The sequence below is a fragment of the Kribbella sp. NPDC051770 genome (genome assembly GCF_040681455.1).
Taxonomy (GTDB): domain Bacteria; phylum Actinomycetota; class Actinomycetes; order Propionibacteriales; family Kribbellaceae; genus Kribbella.
Genome location: NZ_JBFAYT010000004.1, coordinates 298,877 through 317,576, shown reverse-complemented (window position 1 = coordinate 317,576; position 18,700 = coordinate 298,877). Strand labels below are relative to the sequence as shown.

Below are 18,700 nucleotides of genomic sequence, written 5' to 3'. Positions count from 1 at the left end.
GGGCTAAGGTCGGCTCCTGTGACCGACATCGCCGCCGCAACGCAGACAGCCCTCACCCGGATCATCACCGAGCGTCAGACCAAGGGCCGGGTGCCCGGTCTCGTCGGGGCCGTCGCCCGGGGCGGCAAGCTCGCCTGGTCGGACGGGGTCGGGTCGGCCTCGCTGGACGCTCCGGGCGTCGCGCCGACCGCCGACACGCAGTACCTGATCGCCTCGCACAGCAAGACGTTCACCGCGGTCACGGTCATGGCGCTGCGCGACGAGGGCAAGCTCAGCCTCGACGACACGGTCGAGAAGTTCGTCCCGGAGAGCAAGCACGCGGGCGTCACCGTGCGGCAGATGCTCAGCCACGTCAGCGGCATGCAGCGCGAACCGGTCGGCGACGTCTGGGACGTGATGGCCTTCCCGGACCGCGCCGAGCTGATCTCCGGCTGGAACGAGGCCGAGCGGATCGGCAAGCCGCACCACCGCTTCCACTACTCCAACCTGGTCTACTCCGTGCTCGGCGAGATCATCGCGCGCCTCGACGGCAAGTCCTGGTACGAGTCGATCAGCGCCCGCATCCTGCGGCCGCTGGAGATGAACCGGACCACGGTCGGCTTGGACGGCGGCCCGGCCGCCTCCGGGTACTACGTGCCGCCGTTCAGCGACGTCCCGGTGCCGGAGCCGCTGCTCTCGCTCGGCGCGATGGACGCCTGCGGCGGCCTCGCCAGCACCGCCGCGGACCTGGCGAAGTGGACGGCGTTCCTGGCCGACCCGACCGACGAGATCCTGTCCAAGGACACCGTCGAGGAGATGTGCCAGCCGCAGATCATGGCCGACCTGGACCGCTGGCAGCTCGGCTTCGGCCTCGGCTTCATGCTGCTCCGGATCGGCGAGCGCGTGTTCATCGGCCACACCGGCGGCATGCCCGGCCACATCACCGGCACCTTCCTGCACCGCCCGTCCGGTACGGCGGGGATCGCGCTGATGAACACCACCGCGGCCCCGTCCCCGGCCGCCCTGGCCGCCGACCTGGCGATCAAGGTCCTCGACGACGACCCGGTCCTCCCCGAGCCCTGGACCCCCGGTACGACGGTCCCGCCGGAGCTGGCCGGCGTCCTCGGCACCTGGTTCACCGAGGGCCAGCCGTTCGTCTTCTCGGTCCGCGAAGGCCACCTGGAAGCCAAGTCCCCGGCCGCCGCGGACTACACCGCCCCGGCCGTCTTCGAGCAGATCTCGACCGACGTCTACCGAACGGTCTCCGGCCGCGAAACCGGCGAACTGCTCCGGATCACCCGCGACGCCGACGGCGTACCGACGAAGTTGAACTGGGCAACGTACCTGTGCACCCGCGAGCCACTGGCCTTCGGCCAGCACCTGTAGAGGGCAGTCAGCGAGGCCAGTACTTGGGAGGGTCAGTCGCTGGGTCGACGGTCGAGTGGCGTCCATCAGGACCGATGCTGCTGATCCGCACCAGCCGCTGACCCTCCGCCATCGCAAGCTCCGCTACCACGAACGGCATCGCGGACACGACAGCGCCGAACGCGAGCGCCAGTCCCCTGACGCCGAGGTCGTACTTCTGACGGTAGCGAACGTGATGGAGGCCGCTCCTCTTGATCGCCGCTGTCTCAGTTGGATCGTCCAGCTGGCGCGCATCGTTGGTGACCAGGACCTCGAAGTTCTGTGCCGCGGCATCCCGCAGGACGAAGAGGTCTTTCTTGCCGCTCCAACCCAACTTCTGGACATGGTCGACCCGGTGGCCGCGCAGCACGTGTCTCAGCGGCTCGAGGACCTGAACGGCGACGTCCTCGTCGAGCAGGATCCGCATCAGGCCGCAGATGTCCGGCCGAAACGGTCGACGTACTCAGCGAAATCGAGTGCGTCCGTCGCGGCCGCGGCGCCGACGGACGGGTAGAAGTCGGCGATCGCCTCGGCGGCGACGCCGTCGCGGAGTAGGCCGGCGACCACTTCGAACGGCACCCGGGTGCCAAGAATCACGGGATGGCCGCCACGGATCTCAGGATCGACCTGAAGGGCATCACGCGGGTGGAGCAGGTCAGGCACCGGCACCTGATCAGCCGTGACGAATGCCTGCAGTACGTCGGACATCACGACCGTCACCTGATGTCCCGGATGGTCGACCAGGTCGACGGCCGGCGAATCGTCAGGGGCGATGAGCACGACGCTGTTGCCTTGAGCGACGAGACGGTACGTCGAAAGGTGCTCTCCCTCGCCCAGGTCGTACAGGCTCTGGATCGCCCGGCGAACCCGTTGCAGCGAGATCCGCTTGCGGAGGTAGACGGTGGTCCGGAGCGCGATGACGTCGCGGAACGAGTACAGCAGCGGTTGCTGTGAGACCTCCGGGACGAGAAGAGGACCCTCGGAGGCGGTCGACTTTCTCCAGTACGCGAGCTGGTGGACGGACGCGCCCGACAACGCCGCAGCCAGCTGTGGCCGATAGGCCATCGAACACCTCCATCCGTTGGAGATTCGATCGTAACCTCAACCGAGGCGTTGTTTTCGGGGATTGTGGACGACGTGCTGATCTGCCCCGGGAATCCCCTGGGCAGATCAGTCCCGCTATTCCGTGTACCCCGTGCGCCCGTCGAGGAGCTCGCGGATGATGTCGAGGTGGCCGACGTGCCGGGCGGTCTCCTCGATCATGTGGCAGAGCACGTAGCGCAGCGAGGCGGCGCCGCCGCCCGCGCGCATCTCCGGCGGGCCCTGTTCCAGCGCGTCGAGCGGCAGGTCCGCGATCGTCGCGTTCGAGCGTGCGCACTCCTCGTCGTACTCGTCGAGCAGCTGGGCCAGCGGGACGTCGTCGACGAACATCTCGGCGTCGACGTGCCCGTCGTCGGTCCACGGCGTCTGCCCGGTGTCGGGCACGCCGGCCATGTTGAGCTGGAACCAGGAGTACTCGTTCCAGCGCAGGTGGGCGACGAGGCCCGCCACCGTCATCAGCGGGGACGTCGGCAACAGCTTGCGGTGCGCGTCGGCCGGGCTGAGGTCCTTGCACTTCATCCGCACGAACGACCGCTGCAGATCGAGCCAGCCGGTCAGTTGGGTGCGTTCGTCCGCGGTCAGCGGCGGACGGGTCACTTCGGTCATGCACGACTCCCAAACAGAGAATTGCGGAGCCGCCGCTCAGTCGCGGGAAGGACGAGTCGGCAGCACGAGGGTGTTACCAGACATCGCGCTCACCTCCTCTCGTCGTTGCCTGAACCCTAGCGGCCGGCGGACCCGGAGTTCAACAGAATTGCCTTCACCTCGGCCTTGAGCACCTTGCCGACCTTCGAGCGCGGCAGCTCGGTCCAGACCACCACCTGCTTGGGGGTCTTCACGCTGCCGAGCCGGCTCTTCACGTAGTTGCGGACCTCGGACTCGGTCACGGTCAGCCCCGGGTGCAGCTGCAGCACGGCGGTCACCCGCTCGCCCCACTTCTCGTCCGGGAGCCCGACCACCGCGCAGTCCTGGATCGCCGGGTACGTCATCAGCGCCTGCTCGACCTCGGCCGAGTACACGTTGAACCCACCGGTGATGATCATGTCTTTCGCCCTGTCCACGATGTAGAGGTAGTTGTCGTCGTCCAGGAACCCGATGTCCCCGGTGTGGTGCCATCCGTACTTCGAAGCCGCGGCGGTCGCGGCCGGGTCGCGGTAGTAGCCGGCCATCACGAGCGACCCCCGGACCACGATCTCCCCGCGTGCACCGTGATCCAGGAGCCGCCCGTCGTCCGCCATGATCGCGACCTGCGTCAGCGGACTCGGCCGCCCGGCGGAGGTGAAACGCTCCACCGCGGGCGACCCGTCGGGATGGAAGTGGTCGGCCGGCGCCATCGTCGCGATCATCATCGGCGCCTCGCTCTGGCCGAACAGCTGGGCCAGCACCGGCCCGATCCGCTCCAGCGCCTCCTCCAGGCGGGCGGCCGACATCGGCGCCGCGCCGTACCAGAAGCACTGCAGGGAGCTCAGATCCGTGCTGGGCAAGGACTCCTCGGCCAGCAGCATGTAGATCAGCGTCGGCGGCAGGAACGTGTGCGTGACCCGGTGCCGCTCGACCAGCCGCAGGAACGCGGGGAGATCGGGCTTCGGCATCACGACGATCTCGCCGCCGAGCGTCAGGACCGGGAAGCACAGGACACCGGCCGCGTGCGTCAGCGGCGCGAGCGCGAGGTAGACCGGGCGGCCCTCGAAGGGATACGCCATCAGCGTGATCGCCGACATCGTCTCCAGGTTCCGCCCGATCAGCATCACGCCCTTCGGCCGCCCGGTGGTGCCGCCGGTGCCGACCAGCAGCGCGACGTCGTCGACCGGATCGGCCTGCCACGGCTCCGCCGGTACGCCGTCCAGCCACTCGGTCAAGCTGCTTGCCTCAGGCAAGGAATCGTCGAGGCAGACGACCAGCCGCAGCTTCGGCAGGTCGGGCAGGATCCGTTGCACCAAAGGAAGAAAGGCGCGCTGGAACACCAGCACCGAGCAGTCGAAGGCGTCCAGCAGGTCCCGGTTCTCGGCCGCCTCGTTACGTGGGTTGACCGGGCACCAGACCGCGCCGGCCCGCGCGATCCCGAACACGCAAGCGAACGCGATCGGGTTGTTCGCCGACAGAATCGCGACCTTGTCGCCCGGACCGATCCCGCTCTTGGCCAGCGCCCGCGCGACCTGGTACGACAGCTCCTGCACCTCGCCGTAGCTCAGGCTGGTCCCGTCCATCGTCAGACAGGGCGCCGCCGGACCGAGCGACGCCCCTTTGTCCAGATAGTCGTACAACCGCACGCGCAACTCCTCGACCGGGTGGAACAGGCGCGGGAGCGATCCGGGGGGTTTGAGGGACGCCCCCGCGCCTGGCTCAGTGGTGGACGGTCACAACCGGTTCGAGGACCAGCCCGAAGCTCCGCAGCACACCCAGCAGCTCGCGGTGCCCGAAGGCCTGGCAGGCCGAGGCGAGCCCGGCCCGGCGTGGCGGCTGCTGCAGCAGCGCGTACGCGGCGTACGCCTGCAGCGCGCCGGTCTGCTTGTAGTTGCTGTTGCCGTAGATCACGCAGTGCGCGCGGCCGAGCGGTCCGGTCGCGTAGACCGAGTCCAGCGAGGTGTTGATCCGTGGGTTCTCCCGCGGCGGCATGCTGGCCTGGACCGACGCGGCGACCTCGGCCAGCGCGGCCTCCTGCTGGTCGGCGGGCAGCGTCTTGATCTGCGACTCGACCATCTTCACCGCCTCGACCACGCCCTGCATGACGGTCCGGTCGAAGACGCCGCCGGCGACCTTGACGTTCGCCACCCGCGGGTCGTTGCGGAACCAGACCGGGTGGCTGGTGCCGCCCCACGGCAGCGCCAGCGCGGACTCGTGCTGACCCGGTACGTTCACCTCGAACGTGGTCAGCGGGTCCCACTTCACCAGCTGGTTCTGCTCCAGGTAGTGCCAGTCCGCCTTCAGGATCGTGAAGATCGTCTGCGTCGACGCGTACGTCGGGAAGCCCTTCCAGAGCACCAGGATGTCGAGGGTGTCCAGCCCGGGCGTCTCCAGGCAGATGTTCGCCGCGATCTCGCCGGTGGTGTACATCTGCGCGATCCCGGGCCCGAGCAGCAGGCCCTGGTCGGCGAACTTGTCACCCCAGTTGGTCTGCGCGGCCAGCATCCAGTCCTGCTCGCCGGTGGTGTCCAGGTAGTGGCAGCCGGCGGCGAGCGACGCCTCGACCACCTCCGGCCCGTACTTCACGAACGGGCCGACCATGTTGCTGACCACCTTCGCGCCGCTGAACAGCTCGGTCAGCGCGCCGACCTCGTGGTCGACCTCGACCACCTCGTGCTCGACGGTCTCGATCCCGGGGACCCTGTCGAGCACCTCCTGGATCCGGGCCTTGTCGCGGCCGGCGGCGATGAACGGCACGTGGTACTCGCGCAGGTACTCGCAGACGAGCCGGCCGGTGTAGCCGGAGGCGCCGTACACGACGACTGGTTTGGTCATCTCACATCCCCATTCCGCCGTCGACCGGCAGGCCCGCGCCGGTGATGAACTTCGCCGCGTCGCTGGCCAGGAAGACCACCGCGTCGGCCATGTCGCCGACCTCGCCGAGCCGGCCCAGCGGCGTCAGCCCGATCACGTCGCCGACCGCCGCTTCAGCCGACGGCCAGAGGCCGAGCGTCACCATGTCGGCGGCGAGCTTCATGCCCATCTCGGTCGGGACCAGGCCGGGGTAGACGCAGTTCACCCGGACGCCGTACCCGAGCTTGCCGGACTCCATCGCGGCCACGCGGGTCAGCCGGTCGACCGCGGACTTGGTCGCGGAGTACCCGGCGATGCCGGGGAAGGGGATCGTCGCCGCGACGCTGGAGATGTTGACCACCGAGCCGCCGGAGCCCGCCGGACCGCCCGGGCGCATCGCCCGGAACGCGTGCTTCACACCGAGGGCGGTGCCCAGCACGTTGATGTCCAGCATCTTCCGGACGTCGTCCGGGTCGAGGTCCGCGACCAGGCCGGACAGCTCGACGCCGGCGTTGTTGACCAGGATGTCCAGTCCGCCGAGCTCGCCGACGGTCGCGGTGATCGCGGACTCCCAGGCGGCGTCGTCGGTCACGTCCAGCGGGACGTACGCCGCGGTGGCGCCGGTCTGCTTCAGCTCGTCGGCGGTCTGCCGGCCGAGCTCGTCGGAGATGTCGGCGATCACGACGGCGGCACCGGCGGCGGCGAGCGCCGCGGCCATCCCGGCCCCGAGGCCACGGGCGCCCCCGGTCACCAGTGCCCTGCGTCCGGTCAGGTCGTACATGGCATCTCCCCTCGCACGGTGCGGATGCTTTGACGCCACGGCCACCGGTGAGGCGGTGACCGGGCGATGCCCTCAGCGTCACGGATCTCTGGACAGTCGTCAAGACTTCCTTGGACAACTGTCAAGAAAATCGGGGTGAGCGGGTAAGCTTTTCGCAGGAGGGTTGCCGATGACCGAGGTGACGGACCGGATCTCCCGCCGGCAGGTGGACAAGTTCGCGGAGCGCCGCAGCCAGCTGGCCACGTCCGCGCTGCGCACACTGTCCGAGCTCGGCTACGCCCGGACCAGCCTGCGCGAGATCGCCCAGAACTCCGAGTTCTCGCACGGCGTGCTGCACTACTACTTCCGCGACAAGGTGGAGCTGATCACCCACTGCGTCCGCCAGTACAAGGCCGAGTGCGTCACCCGGTACGACGAGATCGTCGTCACCGCGACGACCGCCGAGGGCCTGCGCGCCGACTTCGCTGAGGCGCTGGCGACCACCTGCCGCGAGGACGCCTCGATGCACCGCCTCTGGTACGACCTGCGCAACCAGGCCCTGTTCGAGGAGTCGTTCCGCAAGGACGTCCTGGAGATCGACCAGACCCTCGAGCTGATGATCTGGCGCGTCGTCACGACGTACGCCGACCTCGCCGGCAAACCCCTCGCGGTCACCCCGTCGACCGCCTACGGACTCCTCGACGGCCTCTTCACCCAGGCGCTACTCCGCCACCTCGCAGGAGTCCCCGGCGCCACCGAGGAACTCAGCGCCGCCGCCCACCAAACCCTGCCCAAACTCCTGCAGCCCTGACCTACAAGTCGGCACGCCCGATCACCGAGCCGCTCTCCTCCAGGGAGCCGGCCCTCAGAGCTTCCGCCGGTCGTTGATCCGTTTCGCCTTCCCCAGCGAGCGTTCCAGCGCGTGCGGCTCGACGACCTCGACCGCGGCCGTGACGCCGATGTGGGTCTTGATCCGGTGCGCGAGCTCGCGGCCCGCCGCCGTCTGATCCAGCAGTCCGGGCGCCGCCTCGACCTGCACCGTCAGCTCGTCCAGCCGGTTCGGGCGGGTCAGGACGCACAGGTAGTGCGGGGTGAGGCCCTCGACGAGCAGCAGCTGTTCCTCGATCTGGGTCGGGAAGACGTTCACGCCGCGGACGATCATCATGTCGTCGGTGCGGCCGGTGATCTTCTCCATCCGGCGCATCCCGGGGCGCGCGGTGCCGGGGAGCAGGCGGGTCAGGTCGCGGGTGCGGTAGCGGAGGACCGGGAACGCCTCCTTGGTGAGGGTCGTGAAGACGAGCTCACCCTCGGAGCCGTCGGGCAGCACCTCGCCGGTGACCGGGTCGATCACCTCCGGGTAGAAGTGGTCCTCCCAGATGTGCAGCCCGTCCTTGGTCTCCACGCACTCCTGCGCGACGCCCGGGCCCATCACCTCCGAGAGACCGTAGATGTCGACCGCGTGCATCCCGGTCCGCTGCTCGACCTCGAGCCGCATCTGCTCGGTCCACGGCTCGGCGCCGAAGATCCCGATCCGGAGCGCGGTGTCCCGCGGGTCGAGCCCGCGGGCGTCCATCTCGTCCAGGATCGACAGGAAGTACGACGGCGTCACCATCACGATCTCGGCGCCGAAGTCGCGGATCAGGTCGACCTGCCGCTCGGTCATCCCGCCGGAGACCGGGACGACCGTGCAGCCGAGCCGCTCGGCGCCGTAGTGCGCGCCCAGTCCTCCGGTGAAAAGACCGTAGCCGTAGGCCACATGGCACACGTCGCCCGCGCGACCGCCCGCGGCACGGATCGACCGCGCGATCAGGTCGGCCCACCGGTCGATGTCGCCACGGGTGTAGCCGACGACGGTCGGGCGGCCCGTCGTACCGGAGGAAGCGTGCACCCGCACGACCTCGGATCGCGGCACGGCGAACATCCCGAACGGGTAGTTGTCCCGCAGATCCTTCTTCGACGTGAACGGCAGCCGCGACAGGTCGCTGAGCGACTGCAGGTCGTCGGGCTGGAACCCGACCCCGTCCAGCGCGGCGCGGTAGTGCGGCACGTTCTGGTACGCCGAACGCACCGTCGCCTGCAACTGCGCAAGCTGCCGCGCCCGCAGCTCGTCGACGGACATCCGCTCGCCCGCGTCCTGCAGCTCGGGCGGGCACGCTTCACCGAGAAATCGCTCGGTCATCTGGCGGGACCTCTCTACGGTCGGGCGAGCAAGGTGGCGATCCCCTGCCCGACGCCGATGCACATGGTGGTCAGCGCGTACCCGGCGTCGCGGTGGCGAAGCTCCAGGGCGGCGGTCAGGGCGAGACGGGCACCGGACATCCCCAGGGGGTGACCCAGGGCGATGGCGCCGCCGTTCGGGTTGACGTGCTCGGCGTCGTCGGGCAGCCCGAGCTCACGCAGTACGGCGAGCGACTGCGCCGCGAACGCCTCGTTCAGCTCGATCACGCCGACGTCGGCGAGCGCGACGCCGGTCCGGTCGAGCAGCTTGCGGGTCGCGGGCGCGGGCCCGATCCCCATGACCCGCGGCGGGACGCCGGCCGCCGCCGTACCGACGACACGGGCCAGCGGGGTGACGCCGAGCCGCTCGACGGCCTCACCGCTCATCACTAGCAGCGCGGCCGCGCCGTCGTTCACGCCGGACGCGTTGCCGGCGGTAACCGTGCCCGGGTCGCGGAACGGAGTCTTCAGCCCGGCCAGGGCTTCCAGCGAGGTCTCGCGCGGGTGCTCGTCGGTGTCGACGACGGTCACCGCGCCGCGCTTGCCGGGGACCTCGACGGGGACGATCTCCTCGGCCAGCCGGCCGTTCGCGATCGCCTTGGCCGCACGCTGCTGGCTGCGCAGCGCGAACAGGTCCTGGTCCTCGCGGCCGATCCCGAAGTCGGCCGCGACGTTCTCCGCGGTCTCCGGCATCGAGTCGATCCCGTACTGCCGCTGCAGCACCGGGTTGACGAACCGCCAGCCGATCGTGGTGTCGAAGATCTCCGCCGACCGCGAGTACGCCGAGGTCGCCTTGGGCATCACGAACGGCGCCCGCGACATCGACTCCACGCCACCGGCGATCACCACGTCGTTGTCACCGGCAACGATCGACCGGGCTGCCGACGCGACCGCGTCCAGACCGGAGCCGCAGAGCCGGTTGATGGTCGAGCCCGGCACGCTGTCGGGCAGCCCGGCCAGCAGCACGGCCATCCGGGCGACGTTCCGGTTGTCCTCACCGGCCTGGTTCGCGCAGCCGAGCACGACGTCGTCGATCGCCGCCGGGTCGAGCGACGGGTGCCGGGCGAGCAGCGCCCGGATGACGCCCGCCGCGAGGTCGTCGGGGCGCACCGCGGCCAGCGCGCCGCCGTACCGGCCGATCGGGGTGCGGACGCCGTCGACAAGGTAGGCGGTGCGGGTCATTCGGACTCCTCGATGACGGTTCCGGACAGTTGGCGGCTGCGGCCGCGGAACTCGGCGACTACCTCGTCGCCGCGGGTGACGGTGACGTCGTAGATCCCGTTGCGGCCGAAGCTGGTCCGCTCGCGCGCGTCCGCGACGAGCACGTCGCCCCGCCGTGCGGCGGCGACGAAGACGATGTCGCAGGCCTGCGCGACGGTGACCAGGTTGCGCGAGTTGCAGGCGAACGCGAACGCCGAGTCGGCGAGCGTGAAGACGAACCCGCCGTGGGCGATACCGTGGCCGTTCACCATGTCGTCGCGCACTGTCATCTCCAGCCGCGCCGTGCCGGTGCCGACCTCGATCAGGCGCATCCCGAGCATCGCACTCGCGGTGTCCTCGGCCCACAGCGCCGCGGCCACCCGGGACGGCGGGATCTCGCCGGTGCTCTCGTCCACGCTGTTACACCCTATCGCCGATTCTTCTGCCGACTGTAACATCAGCCTCGTCGACCACCTCAGCTTGGAGCGCACCCGATGACATCGACCGACTGGCTCGCCACCCACCGCGACCGCCTCGACGGGGCGCTGGCCGCGATCCGCAGCCGTGGCTACTTCTCCGCCTTCCCCGAGTCGCCGAGCCCGCGGGTGTACGGCGAGACCGCCGCCGCCGACGGCAAGGCCGCCTTCGAGCAGCATCTCGGCAAGGAGTACGCCCTGGCCACCCCGGGCGCGAACGGATCGGTGGTCACCGAGCAGTCGCCGTTCGGGATCGAGCTGAACGTCGAGTACCCGCGGACCACCGAGAGCGGCCTCGACGAGCTGCTCGCCGCGGCCCAGGCCGGGCTGACCGACTGGCGCAAGGCCGGCATCGACGGCCGGACCGGCGTCGCGCTGGAGATCCTCGACCGCCTGCACAAGCGCGTCTTCGAGCTCGCCAACGCCGTCCAGCACACCAGCGGCCAGGCGTTCGTGATGGCGTTCCAGGCCGGCGGTGCGCACGCGCTGGACCGGGCCCTCGAGGCCGTCGCCTACGCGTACGAGGAGATGAACCGGTACCCGGCCGAGGCGGTCTGGGAGAAGCCGGCCAAGGGCGACCCGATCCGGATGACCAAGAACTTCACCGTCACCGGCCGCGGCGTCGCGCTGGTGATCGGCTGCAACACGTTCCCGACCTGGAACTCCTGGCCGGGCCTGTTCGCCTCCCTCGTCACCGGCAACGCCGTCGTGGTCAAGCCGCACCCGCTCGCGGTCCTGCCGCTGGCGATCACCGTCGACGTCTGCCGCGAGGTGCTCACCGAGGCCGGCCTCGACCCCAACCTGGTCACCCTGGTCGCCGAGCGTCCCGGCGACGGCCTGGCCAAGCCGCTCGCGCAGCGCCCCGAGGTGAAGCTGATCGACTTCACCGGCGGCAGCGAGTTCGGCGAGTGGCTGGAGCAGAACGCGACCCAGGCCACGGTGTTCACCGAGAAGGCCGGCGTGAACGCGGTGATCATCGACTCCACCGACTCGTTCAAGGCGCTCTGCAACAACCTGGCCTTCACGCTCTCCCTGTACTCCGGCCAGATGTGCACCACCACGCAGAACCTGTTCGTCCCGGCCGGCGGCATCGAGACCGACGAGGGGCACAAGTCGTTCGACGAGGTCGGTGCCGGGATCGCGACCGCGATCGGCAAGCTGCTCGGCGACGACGCCCGCGCGGTCGAGATCCTCGGCGGGATCGTGAACCAGGCCGTGATCAGCCGGCTCGAGCTGGCCGACGAGTACGGCGACGTGGTGCTGCAGTCGCGGGCGATCAAGCACCCGGCGTACGAGGACGCGGTGGTCCGGACCCCGCTGCTGGTCGCGGTCGACGCGAAGGACGAGGGTGTCTTCGCCAAGGAGTGCTTCGGGCCGGTCTCGTTCCTGGTCCGGACCGCGGACACCAAGGAGTCGATCGCGCTGTTCGGCCGTACGGTCGCCGAAGGCGGTGCGATGACGGCCGGGATCTACTCGACCGACGCCGGTGTGCTGGAGCTGGCCCGCGACACCGCGCTGGACGTCGGCGTCGCGCTGTCGGAGAACCTGACCGGCCAGGTCTTCGTGAACCAGTCGGCCGCGTTCAGCGACTTCCACGGCACCGGAGCGAATCCGGCCGCCAACGCCACGTACACCGACGGCGCCTACGTTGCGAGTCGCTTCCGCGTCATTCAATCTAGGCGGCATGCCTAACCCTGTGGATGACCGCTCCCTGACCGAAGTCCTGGCGTACTACGACACCTGGCTGGCGTTCAACCAGCGCTACCAGCGGGTCCCGGGGGTCCAGGCCGCCGTGTACGCCGGGGAGCGCGTCGCGTTCTCCTCGGCGTACGGCTCGGCCGACGTCGAGGGCGGCGTCGCGCTCACCACCGACCACCTGTTCCGGATCGCGTCGCACTCGAAGACGTTCACCGCGACGGCCGTGCTGCAGCTGGTCGAGCAGGGCCGGCTGCGGCTCGACGACAAGGCGTCGGCGCACGTCACCGAGATCGTTGGGACGCCGCTCGGCGATCGCACGCTGCGCGACCTGCTCAGCCACGCCGGCGGCGTCACCCGGGACAGCCTGGAGGCCGACTTCTGGCAGCTCGCGACGCCATTCCCGGACCGTGAGCACCTGCTCGCCGTCCTGCGGGCGGACACGTCGGCGGTGCTCGAGGACAACGACCGGTTCAAGTACAGCAACATCGGCTTCGGGCTGCTCGGGCTGGTGATCGAGGCGGTCACCGGTACGTCGTACAACGAGCACGTGCAGACCGCCGTGGTGAACAAGCTCGGCCTGGCCGGTCTCGGGCCGGAGCTCGACCCGGCGCGCAGCACCGAGTACGCCGTCGGCTACAGCGCCTACGCGTACGCCGACCAGCGGGTGCCGATCGAGCACGTCGACACCCGGGCGCTCGCCGCCGCGACCGGCTTCTACGGCACCGCGCACGACCTGGTCAGCTACTGGTCGGCGCACCTCATGGGCGACGAGCGGCTGCTCAGCGACGCGTCGAAGCGGCAGATGCAGCACGGGCTGTGGCGGACGATGGAGGAGGACGGGCCGAAGTACGGGCTCGGCCTGATGATCAACCAGGTCGCCAAGCGGGACGTCTTCGGGCACGGCGGCGGCTACCCCGGGCACATCACCCGCTCGATGGTCGACGCCGAGCGGCGGATCGCGGTGGCAGTGCTGACCAACGCGATCGACGGCCCGGCGGCGCAGCTGGCCGAGGGTGTGCTGAAGCTGATCGACCTGGCGGTGTCGAAGGAGCGTGGTGAGGGCGACCTGGCCCGGTTCACCGGCCGGTTCGCGAACCTGTGGGGCGTGATGGACATCGCGCTGCTCGGTGGGCGGCTCTACCAGATCGACCCGACCGGGGCCGACCCGACGGCCGAGCCGACCGAGCTCTCGCCGTCCGGCGACAGCGCCGTGCGGGTGACGAGCGGCTCCGGCTACGGTGGCTTCGGCGAGGACCTGCGGTTCGAGTTCGATGCCGACGGCAAGGTCGCCGAGGTGCGCGGGGCGAGCGGCCTGGTCAGCCGCCCGATCGAGCAGTACTCGCTGCCCGAAAAGGTCACCGCCGTACGCTGACTGGATGACTGTGCTTTTGGCGTCGACTTCGTCGCCGCGGGTTTTGGGGCTTTTTCGCCCGCTCTTCCCTCGTCGGTCGGTCGCTTCGCTCCCTCCCTCCTCAGTCCAGAGCGGGCGGCCCCAAAACCTTGGGGGACTCCGAGTTTTCGAGGAGTCCCGGTGACCATCCATGGGGACCACCCGTTCCTGCCTGCCGAGAGCGACCGGAGCCCGGTCCGGCGCTTTCGCGGGCGGCTGGCGTCACCGGTCGGGCTCTGGACCTCGGCGTACGCCGGGAAGCGGGCCGGGCTGACCGTGTCCTCGATGGTCGTCGGCGACGGCGATCCCGGGGTCGTGGTCGGGCTGATCGACCCGGACTCCGACCTCTGGGAAACGTTGCGGCAGGCAAAGACCGCCGTGGTCGGGCTGCTCGGCGGGCCGCACCAGCAGCTCGCCGACGCCTTCGGGTACGTCGCGCCCGCACCCGGCGGCCCGTTCCGGATGCTGGAGTGGACCGACACCGACTGGGGTCCGGCGCCGGTCGGCGTCAGCGCCTGGGCCGGCTGCCGCCTGGTCACCGAGGACCCGCCCGAAGCCGGCTGGTCGCTGCAGGTCCAGCTGGCCATCGAGCACGTCGAGCTGCTCGCGGACGACGTACCACCGCTGGTCCACCGGCGTGGCCGCTACACCGTCCTCTGACCCGTCAGGGTCCGGGCCTATGCTGCGGACATGCGAGCCACCACGATCCACGCCCCCTTCGACGTCCGGCTCAGCGAGGTCCCGGACCCGGTGATCGTCGACCCGACCGACGCGGTGGTCAGGATCGTCGCCGGCTGCATCTGCGGGTCGGACCTGTGGTCGTACCGGGGCGAGAACAAGATCCGCCCGGGCAGCCGGATCGGGCACGAGTACGTCGGCATCATCGAGGAGGTCGGCCCCGAGGTCCGGACCGTGAAACCCGGCGACTTCGTGATCACCCCGTTCGTGGCCAGCGACGGCACCTGCCCGAACTGCCGGGCCGGGTACCAGTCGGTCTGCCAGAACCTGGTCGGGATCAGCAGCGACCGCGCCGACGGCGGCCAGGGCGAGTACGCCAAGGTCCCGTACGCCGACGGCACGCTGGTCGCGACGCCCGGCGTACCGGACGAGGCGCTGATCCCGTCGCTGCTGACACTGTCCGACGTGATGGGCACCGGCTGGCACGCGGCCCGCGCGGCCCAGGTGAAGGCCGGCGACACCGTCGTGGTGGTCGGCGACGGCGCGGTCGGGCTGTGCGGCGTACTGGCCGCGGCCCGGATGGGCGCGGAGAAAGTCGTTGCCTTGTCGCGGCATCAGAGTCGGCAAAAACTTGCCACCACGTTCGGCGCGACGCACATCGTCGCCGAGCGCGGCGACGGCGCGCGGGACGCCGTGCTGGAGCTGACCGACGGGGTCGGGGCGGACGCCGTCCTGGAGTGTGTGGGCACCGACCAGTCGTTCACGACCGCGTTCGAGATCGCGCGGGCCGGGGCGACGGTCGGGTTCGTCGGCGTACCGCACGGGGTCGAGGTGCCGATCCGGAAGATGTTCAGCAAGAACGTCGGGCTGGCCGGTGGGGTGGCGCCGGTGCGCGCGTACCTGCCGGACCTGATGGCTGACGTCCTCGCTGGTGAGATCAACCCGGGACTCGTGTTCGACCAGCAGCTCCCGCTCGAACAGGTGGCCGAGGGCTACCTTTCGATGCACGAACGGCGAGCGGTCAAGACCCTTCTGTGGCCCTGACCTACACATTCGGACAAAAGGTGTCACATGTGCACAACTTGCTGGGGTGGAACGTTGACACCCCAGGACGGCGGTGCCCAGAGTTGGCCCGTCAAGGACCGCTCCACGAACTGATCGGAGAAAGAAAATGCGTGGTGGTTGGAGCAAGACCGTAGCGGCGCTGGGTGCCGTGGGTCTTCTCGCGGTCAGTGCCTGCGGGAACAGCGACGACGGTGGCGGCAGCGGCGACTCGGCGAGCAAGGACGTCACCGTCTTCACCTGGTGGGCCGACGGCGGCGAGAAGGCCGGGCTGGACGGACTCGTCTCGACGTTCGGCACCGAGTGCAAGGACTACAAGTTCGTCAACTCCGCCGTCGCCGGTGGCGCCGGCTCGAACGCCAAGCAGGTGCTGGCCAACGACCTGGCCGCGGGCAAGCCGCCGTCGACGTTCCAGGCGCACGCCGGTGCCGAGCTGGGCGACTACATCAAGAACGGCCAGGTCGACGACGTCAGCGACCTCTACAAGGAGTTCGGCCTGGACAAGGCCTTCCCGCAGAGCCTGATCGACAACCTGACCGTCGACGGCAAGATCTACTCGGTGCCGGCCAACGTGCACCGGGCCAACGTCGTCTGGACCAGCCCCGCGGTGCTGAAGAAGGCGAACCTGGACGCCACCAAGGCCCCGGCCTCGGTCGACGCCTGGATCGCCGACATGGACAAGCTCAAGGCGGCCGGGGTGAAGGCCCCGCTGGCCACCTCGAAGGGCTTCGCCGAGGAGATGGTGATGGAGGTCGTGCTGCTCGCCGAGCTCGGCCCGGACAAGTTCACCGGCCTGTGGAACGGTCAGACCGACATGGCCGGCGCCGACGTCACCGCCGCGCTGGAGAAGTTCAAGAAGGTGCTGTCGTACAGCAACGCCGACCGCGAGGCGATCGACTGGCCGGACGCGCTGCAGTACGTGAACAAGGGCCAGGCGGCGTACACCGTGATGGGTGACTGGGTCGCGGCCCAGCAGCTCGCCGACAAGGTGCCGGACTCGGCGTACACCTACTGGCCGGCGCCGGGCACCGCGGGCAACTTCCAGTACCTGGCCGACTCGTTCACGCTGCCGACCAACGGGCAGACGCCCGAGGGCGCCAAGTGCTGGCTGAAGGTCGTCGGTTCGGCCGAGGGCCAGAAGGCGTTCAACACCAAGAAGGGCTCGATCCCGGCGCGTTCCGACGCCGTCGTGACCGACTACCCGAAGTACCAGCAGGCCGCGATGGCCGACTGGAAGGCGAACAAGATCGTCCCGTCCTGCGCCCACGGTGCCGCGTGCACGCTCGGCCAGAACGACTCGATCCTGTCCGCGATGGGCCAGTTCAGCAGCGGCATGGACGTCGGCGTGCTGCAGAAGGCACTCGTCGCGGCCGCCAAGCCGAACTGATCCACCTCTCGTAACCGGCCGACCAACGATTCGGAGTCCTGAGTCTCATGCACGGAAGGATCCGTACCTGGGGACCGGGGGCACTGGTACTGCTGCCCACGGTCCTGCTGCTCGGGTACTTCGTCTACGGGCTGATCGCCTGGACGTTCAACACGTCACTGACGGACAAGCACAACGCCCGGCCGGTGCCGACGAACCACGTCGGCTTCGAGAACTACGTCAACCTGTTCGGTGAGGAACGGTTCCTCAACTCGCTGAAGAACCTCGGCGTGCTCACGGTGGCGTTCATCGTGGGCACGCTGATCTTCGGCCTGCTGTGGGCACTGCTGCTGGAGAAGGGGGTCCCGGGCGAGAGCGTCTTCCGCTCGGTCTTCCTGTTCCCGATGGCGGTGTCGATGATCGCGTCCGGTGTCGTCTGGGGCTGGTTGCTGAACCCGTCCCAGGGCGACGACGCGCGCGGCCTGAACCGGCTGTTCTCGATCCTGCACCTGAACTTCCTGGAGAACCCCTGGTGGACCGCGGGATCCCGGTGGACGACGATGGCGTCCATCGCGCTGCCCGCGGTCTGGCAGCTGTCCGGCTACATCATGGCGCTGTTCCTGGCCGGCTTCCGCGGCATCCCGCCGGAGCTGCGCGAGGCCGCGCGGGTCGACGGCGCCTCGGAGTTCAAGCTCTACCGGCACGTGCTGTTCCCGCAGCTGTCCCCGATCGCGCTGTCCGCGCTGATCATCCTCGGCCACATGTCGCTGAAGCTGTTCGACCTGATCTACGCGATCACCGGGCCGAACCAGTTCCGCACCGAGGTGCCGTCGGTCTACATGTGGAACACCTTGCTGCGCAGTGACATGGCCAAGGCGGCCGCGATCGCGATCGTGCTGCTGGCCGTCGTCGCTGTCCTCGTCATCCCGTACGTCGCGTACACCGTCCGGCAGGAGAGCGAAGAATGAGCGTCGTCGAGGCCGGTCAGGCGACCGGCAAGGCTGCCGCCGCGGTCCGCAACAAGCCGCGGCGCAACGCGGTCAGCGACGGCTCCACCCGGACCAGCCGGACCGTGCGCTACGTGCTCCTGGTGCTCTTCCTGCTGTTCGTGCTGACACCGGTGTACGTCGTACTGATCACCAGCTTCAAGACCTCGCAGGACACCACCGCCGCCGCGCAGTGGTCGCTGCCGGAGACCTGGACGCTCGAGCCCTGGCGCAAGGCCTGGGACGTGCTGCAGCCGTACATGGTCCGCTCGCTGTCGCTCGCCGTACCGGCCGCGATCCTGGCGTCGCTGATCGGTTCGGCCAACGGGTTCGTGCTGGCCCGCTGGCGCTTCCCCGGTGCCAACCTGGTCTTCGCGTTCATCCTGTTCGGGATGTTCATCCCGTACCAGGCCGTGATGCTGCCGCTGCGCCAGACCTACCAGGACCTGGACGTCACCCGCGGCATCCCGACGCTGCTGATCACCCACGTCATCTACGGCATCCCGATCTGCACGCTGATCTTCCGCAACTACTACGCGACCGTGGTCCCGAACGAGATCATCGAGTCGGCCCGCGTCGACGGCGCCGGGCTGGTCCAGACCTATCTGCGGATCATCCTGCCGATCTCGATCTCCGGCTTCGTGGTGACGCTGATCTGGCAGTTCACCTCGGTCTGGAACGACTTCCTGTTCGCGCTGTTCCTGACCCAGCAGAACAACGGGCCGGTCACGCTCGGCCTGGCCGCGCTGGCCGGTGGGCAGAAGGTCGACTACGCCGCCTCGATGGCGGGCGCGCTGATCACGTCGTTCCCGACGCTGCTGGTCTACATCGTGCTCGGGCGCTGGTTCATCGGCGGGCTGATGGCGGGAGCGCTGAAGGGCTGAGTGTTTCCGGGGGTGCCGAGTA

General features: G+C 69.5%; 18 protein-coding genes. 9 read left to right on the top strand and 9 right to left on the bottom strand.

Annotated features, from left to right (window positions below; genetic code table 11):
• Window positions 1-18 precede the first annotated feature (18 nt).
• Complete coding sequence (locus tag AB0M01_RS16335; RefSeq protein WP_363670004.1) at window positions 19-1,365, top strand: serine hydrolase domain-containing protein; 1,347 nt, start codon at window positions 19-21, stop codon at window positions 1,363-1,365.
• Between the two features lie 7 nt (window positions 1,366-1,372).
• Here AB0M01_RS16335 and AB0M01_RS16330 read toward each other — a convergent pair whose 3' ends face one another.
• The 6 genes from AB0M01_RS16330 to AB0M01_RS16305 all read right to left on the bottom strand — a co-directional run bounded on the left by AB0M01_RS16330 (window position 1,373) and on the right by AB0M01_RS16305 (window position 6,742).
• Window positions 1,373-1,810 (bottom strand): DUF5615 family PIN-like protein, encoded by a 438-nt coding sequence (locus tag AB0M01_RS16330; protein ID WP_363670002.1) that lies wholly within the window; start codon window positions 1,808-1,810, stop codon window positions 1,373-1,375.
• Complete coding sequence (locus AB0M01_RS16325) at window positions 1,810-2,448, bottom strand: DUF433 domain-containing protein (RefSeq protein ID WP_363670000.1); 639 nt, start codon at window positions 2,446-2,448, stop codon at window positions 1,810-1,812. The genes AB0M01_RS16330 and AB0M01_RS16325 overlap by 1 nt, the downstream gene beginning before the upstream one ends.
• A 114-nt stretch (window positions 2,449-2,562) precedes the next feature.
• Window positions 2,563-3,090 carry a DinB family protein gene (locus AB0M01_RS16320; protein ID WP_363669998.1) on the bottom strand — a complete coding sequence of 176 codons (528 nt, stop codon included), beginning with the start codon at window positions 3,088-3,090 and terminating at the stop codon, window positions 2,563-2,565.
• A 116-nt stretch (window positions 3,091-3,206) separates the two neighbouring features.
• Entirely contained in the window at window positions 3,207-4,754 is a 1,548-nt protein-coding gene (locus tag AB0M01_RS16315; protein WP_363669996.1) for a long-chain fatty acid--CoA ligase, read from the bottom strand.
• Between the two features lie 73 nt (window positions 4,755-4,827).
• Window positions 4,828-5,943 (bottom strand): DUF5938 domain-containing protein, encoded by a 1,116-nt coding sequence (locus AB0M01_RS16310; RefSeq protein ID WP_363669994.1) that lies wholly within the window; start codon window positions 5,941-5,943, stop codon window positions 4,828-4,830.
• 1 nt (window position 5,944) lies between these two features.
• On the bottom strand, window positions 5,945-6,742 hold the full coding sequence (locus tag AB0M01_RS16305; RefSeq protein WP_363669992.1) for an SDR family oxidoreductase: 798 nt from the start codon (window positions 6,740-6,742) through the stop codon (window positions 5,945-5,947).
• A gap of 169 nt (window positions 6,743-6,911) precedes the next feature.
• Between AB0M01_RS16305 and AB0M01_RS16300 the strand changes: the two genes are divergently transcribed.
• On the top strand, window positions 6,912-7,532 hold the full coding sequence (locus tag AB0M01_RS16300; RefSeq protein WP_363669990.1) for a TetR/AcrR family transcriptional regulator: 621 nt from the start codon (window positions 6,912-6,914) through the stop codon (window positions 7,530-7,532).
• A 54-nt stretch (window positions 7,533-7,586) separates the two neighbouring features.
• Here the strand turns inward: AB0M01_RS16300 and paaK are convergent, their stop codons facing one another.
• The 3 genes from paaK to paaI are packed head-to-tail and all read right to left on the bottom strand — an operon-like array spanning window position 7,587 to window position 10,554.
• Entirely contained in the window at window positions 7,587-8,900 is a 1,314-nt protein-coding gene (gene paaK / locus AB0M01_RS16295) for a phenylacetate--CoA ligase PaaK (RefSeq protein ID WP_363669988.1), read from the bottom strand.
• A 14-nt stretch (window positions 8,901-8,914) separates the two neighbouring features.
• Window positions 8,915-10,120 (bottom strand): 3-oxoadipyl-CoA thiolase, encoded by a 1,206-nt coding sequence (gene pcaF, locus AB0M01_RS16290; RefSeq protein WP_363669986.1) that lies wholly within the window; start codon window positions 10,118-10,120, stop codon window positions 8,915-8,917.
• The gene (paaI, locus tag AB0M01_RS16285; RefSeq protein WP_363669984.1) at window positions 10,117-10,554 is read right to left on the bottom strand and encodes a hydroxyphenylacetyl-CoA thioesterase PaaI; all 438 of its coding nucleotides are present in this window, start codon (window positions 10,552-10,554) and stop codon (window positions 10,117-10,119) included. Before paaI ends, pcaF begins: the two co-directional genes overlap by 4 nt.
• Before the next feature lie 78 nt (window positions 10,555-10,632).
• On the opposite strand from paaI, the gene paaN reads away from it, so the two are divergent.
• The 7 genes from paaN to AB0M01_RS16250 all read left to right on the top strand — a co-directional run bounded on the left by paaN (window position 10,633) and on the right by AB0M01_RS16250 (window position 18,678).
• Window positions 10,633-12,306, top strand: a complete 1,674-nt coding sequence (paaN, locus tag AB0M01_RS16280) for a phenylacetic acid degradation protein PaaN (protein ID WP_363669982.1) — start codon at window positions 10,633-10,635, stop codon at window positions 12,304-12,306.
• Window positions 12,299-13,684, top strand: a complete 1,386-nt coding sequence (locus AB0M01_RS16275) for a serine hydrolase domain-containing protein (protein WP_363669980.1) — start codon at window positions 12,299-12,301, stop codon at window positions 13,682-13,684. Before paaN ends, AB0M01_RS16275 begins: the two co-directional genes overlap by 8 nt.
• A 159-nt stretch (window positions 13,685-13,843) precedes the next feature.
• Complete coding sequence (locus tag AB0M01_RS16270) at window positions 13,844-14,362, top strand: flavin reductase family protein (protein ID WP_363669978.1); 519 nt, start codon at window positions 13,844-13,846, stop codon at window positions 14,360-14,362.
• A 30-nt stretch (window positions 14,363-14,392) separates the two neighbouring features.
• Window positions 14,393-15,424: a zinc-dependent alcohol dehydrogenase family protein gene (locus tag AB0M01_RS16265; RefSeq protein ID WP_363669976.1), complete on the top strand. Its 1,032-nt coding sequence runs from the start codon at window positions 14,393-14,395 to the stop codon at window positions 15,422-15,424.
• A 169-nt stretch (window positions 15,425-15,593) separates the two neighbouring features.
• Complete coding sequence (locus tag AB0M01_RS16260; RefSeq protein ID WP_363669974.1) at window positions 15,594-16,829, top strand: ABC transporter substrate-binding protein; 1,236 nt, start codon at window positions 15,594-15,596, stop codon at window positions 16,827-16,829.
• A gap of 47 nt (window positions 16,830-16,876) precedes the next feature.
• The gene (locus AB0M01_RS16255; RefSeq protein WP_363669972.1) at window positions 16,877-17,776 is read left to right on the top strand and encodes a sugar ABC transporter permease; all 900 of its coding nucleotides are present in this window, start codon (window positions 16,877-16,879) and stop codon (window positions 17,774-17,776) included.
• Window positions 17,773-18,678, top strand: coding sequence for a carbohydrate ABC transporter permease (locus tag AB0M01_RS16250; RefSeq protein ID WP_363669970.1), 906 nt, complete (start codon window positions 17,773-17,775; stop codon window positions 18,676-18,678). Before AB0M01_RS16255 ends, AB0M01_RS16250 begins: the two co-directional genes overlap by 4 nt.
• Window positions 18,679-18,700: the final 22 nt, after the last annotated feature.

Bases quoted from the DNA above. Each gene is read 5' to 3' on its own strand.
- AB0M01_RS16255 (WP_363669972.1), top strand. From the start codon at position 16,877: ATGCACGGAAGGATCCGTACCTGGGGACCGGGGGCACTGGTACTGCTG.
- AB0M01_RS16330 (WP_363670002.1), bottom strand. From the start codon at position 1,810: ATGCGGATCCTGCTCGACGAGGACGTCGCCGTTCAGGTCCTCGAGCCG.
- pcaF (WP_363669986.1), bottom strand. From the start codon at position 10,120: ATGACCCGCACCGCCTACCTTGTCGACGGCGTCCGCACCCCGATCGGC.
- AB0M01_RS16300 (WP_363669990.1), top strand. From the start codon at position 6,912: ATGACCGAGGTGACGGACCGGATCTCCCGCCGGCAGGTGGACAAGTTC.
- AB0M01_RS16320 (WP_363669998.1), bottom strand. From the start codon at position 3,090: ATGACCGAAGTGACCCGTCCGCCGCTGACCGCGGACGAACGCACCCAA.
- paaN (WP_363669982.1), top strand. From the start codon at position 10,633: ATGACATCGACCGACTGGCTCGCCACCCACCGCGACCGCCTCGACGGG.
- AB0M01_RS16275 (WP_363669980.1), top strand. From the start codon at position 12,299: ATGCCTAACCCTGTGGATGACCGCTCCCTGACCGAAGTCCTGGCGTAC.
- AB0M01_RS16305 (WP_363669992.1), bottom strand. From the start codon at position 6,742: ATGTACGACCTGACCGGACGCAGGGCACTGGTGACCGGGGGCGCCCGT.
- paaK (WP_363669988.1), bottom strand. From the start codon at position 8,900: ATGACCGAGCGATTTCTCGGTGAAGCGTGCCCGCCCGAGCTGCAGGAC.
- AB0M01_RS16310 (WP_363669994.1), bottom strand. From the start codon at position 5,943: ATGACCAAACCAGTCGTCGTGTACGGCGCCTCCGGCTACACCGGCCGG.
- AB0M01_RS16265 (WP_363669976.1), top strand. From the start codon at position 14,393: ATGCGAGCCACCACGATCCACGCCCCCTTCGACGTCCGGCTCAGCGAG.
- AB0M01_RS16325 (WP_363670000.1), bottom strand. From the start codon at position 2,448: ATGGCCTATCGGCCACAGCTGGCTGCGGCGTTGTCGGGCGCGTCCGTC.
- AB0M01_RS16250 (WP_363669970.1), top strand. From the start codon at position 17,773: ATGAGCGTCGTCGAGGCCGGTCAGGCGACCGGCAAGGCTGCCGCCGCG.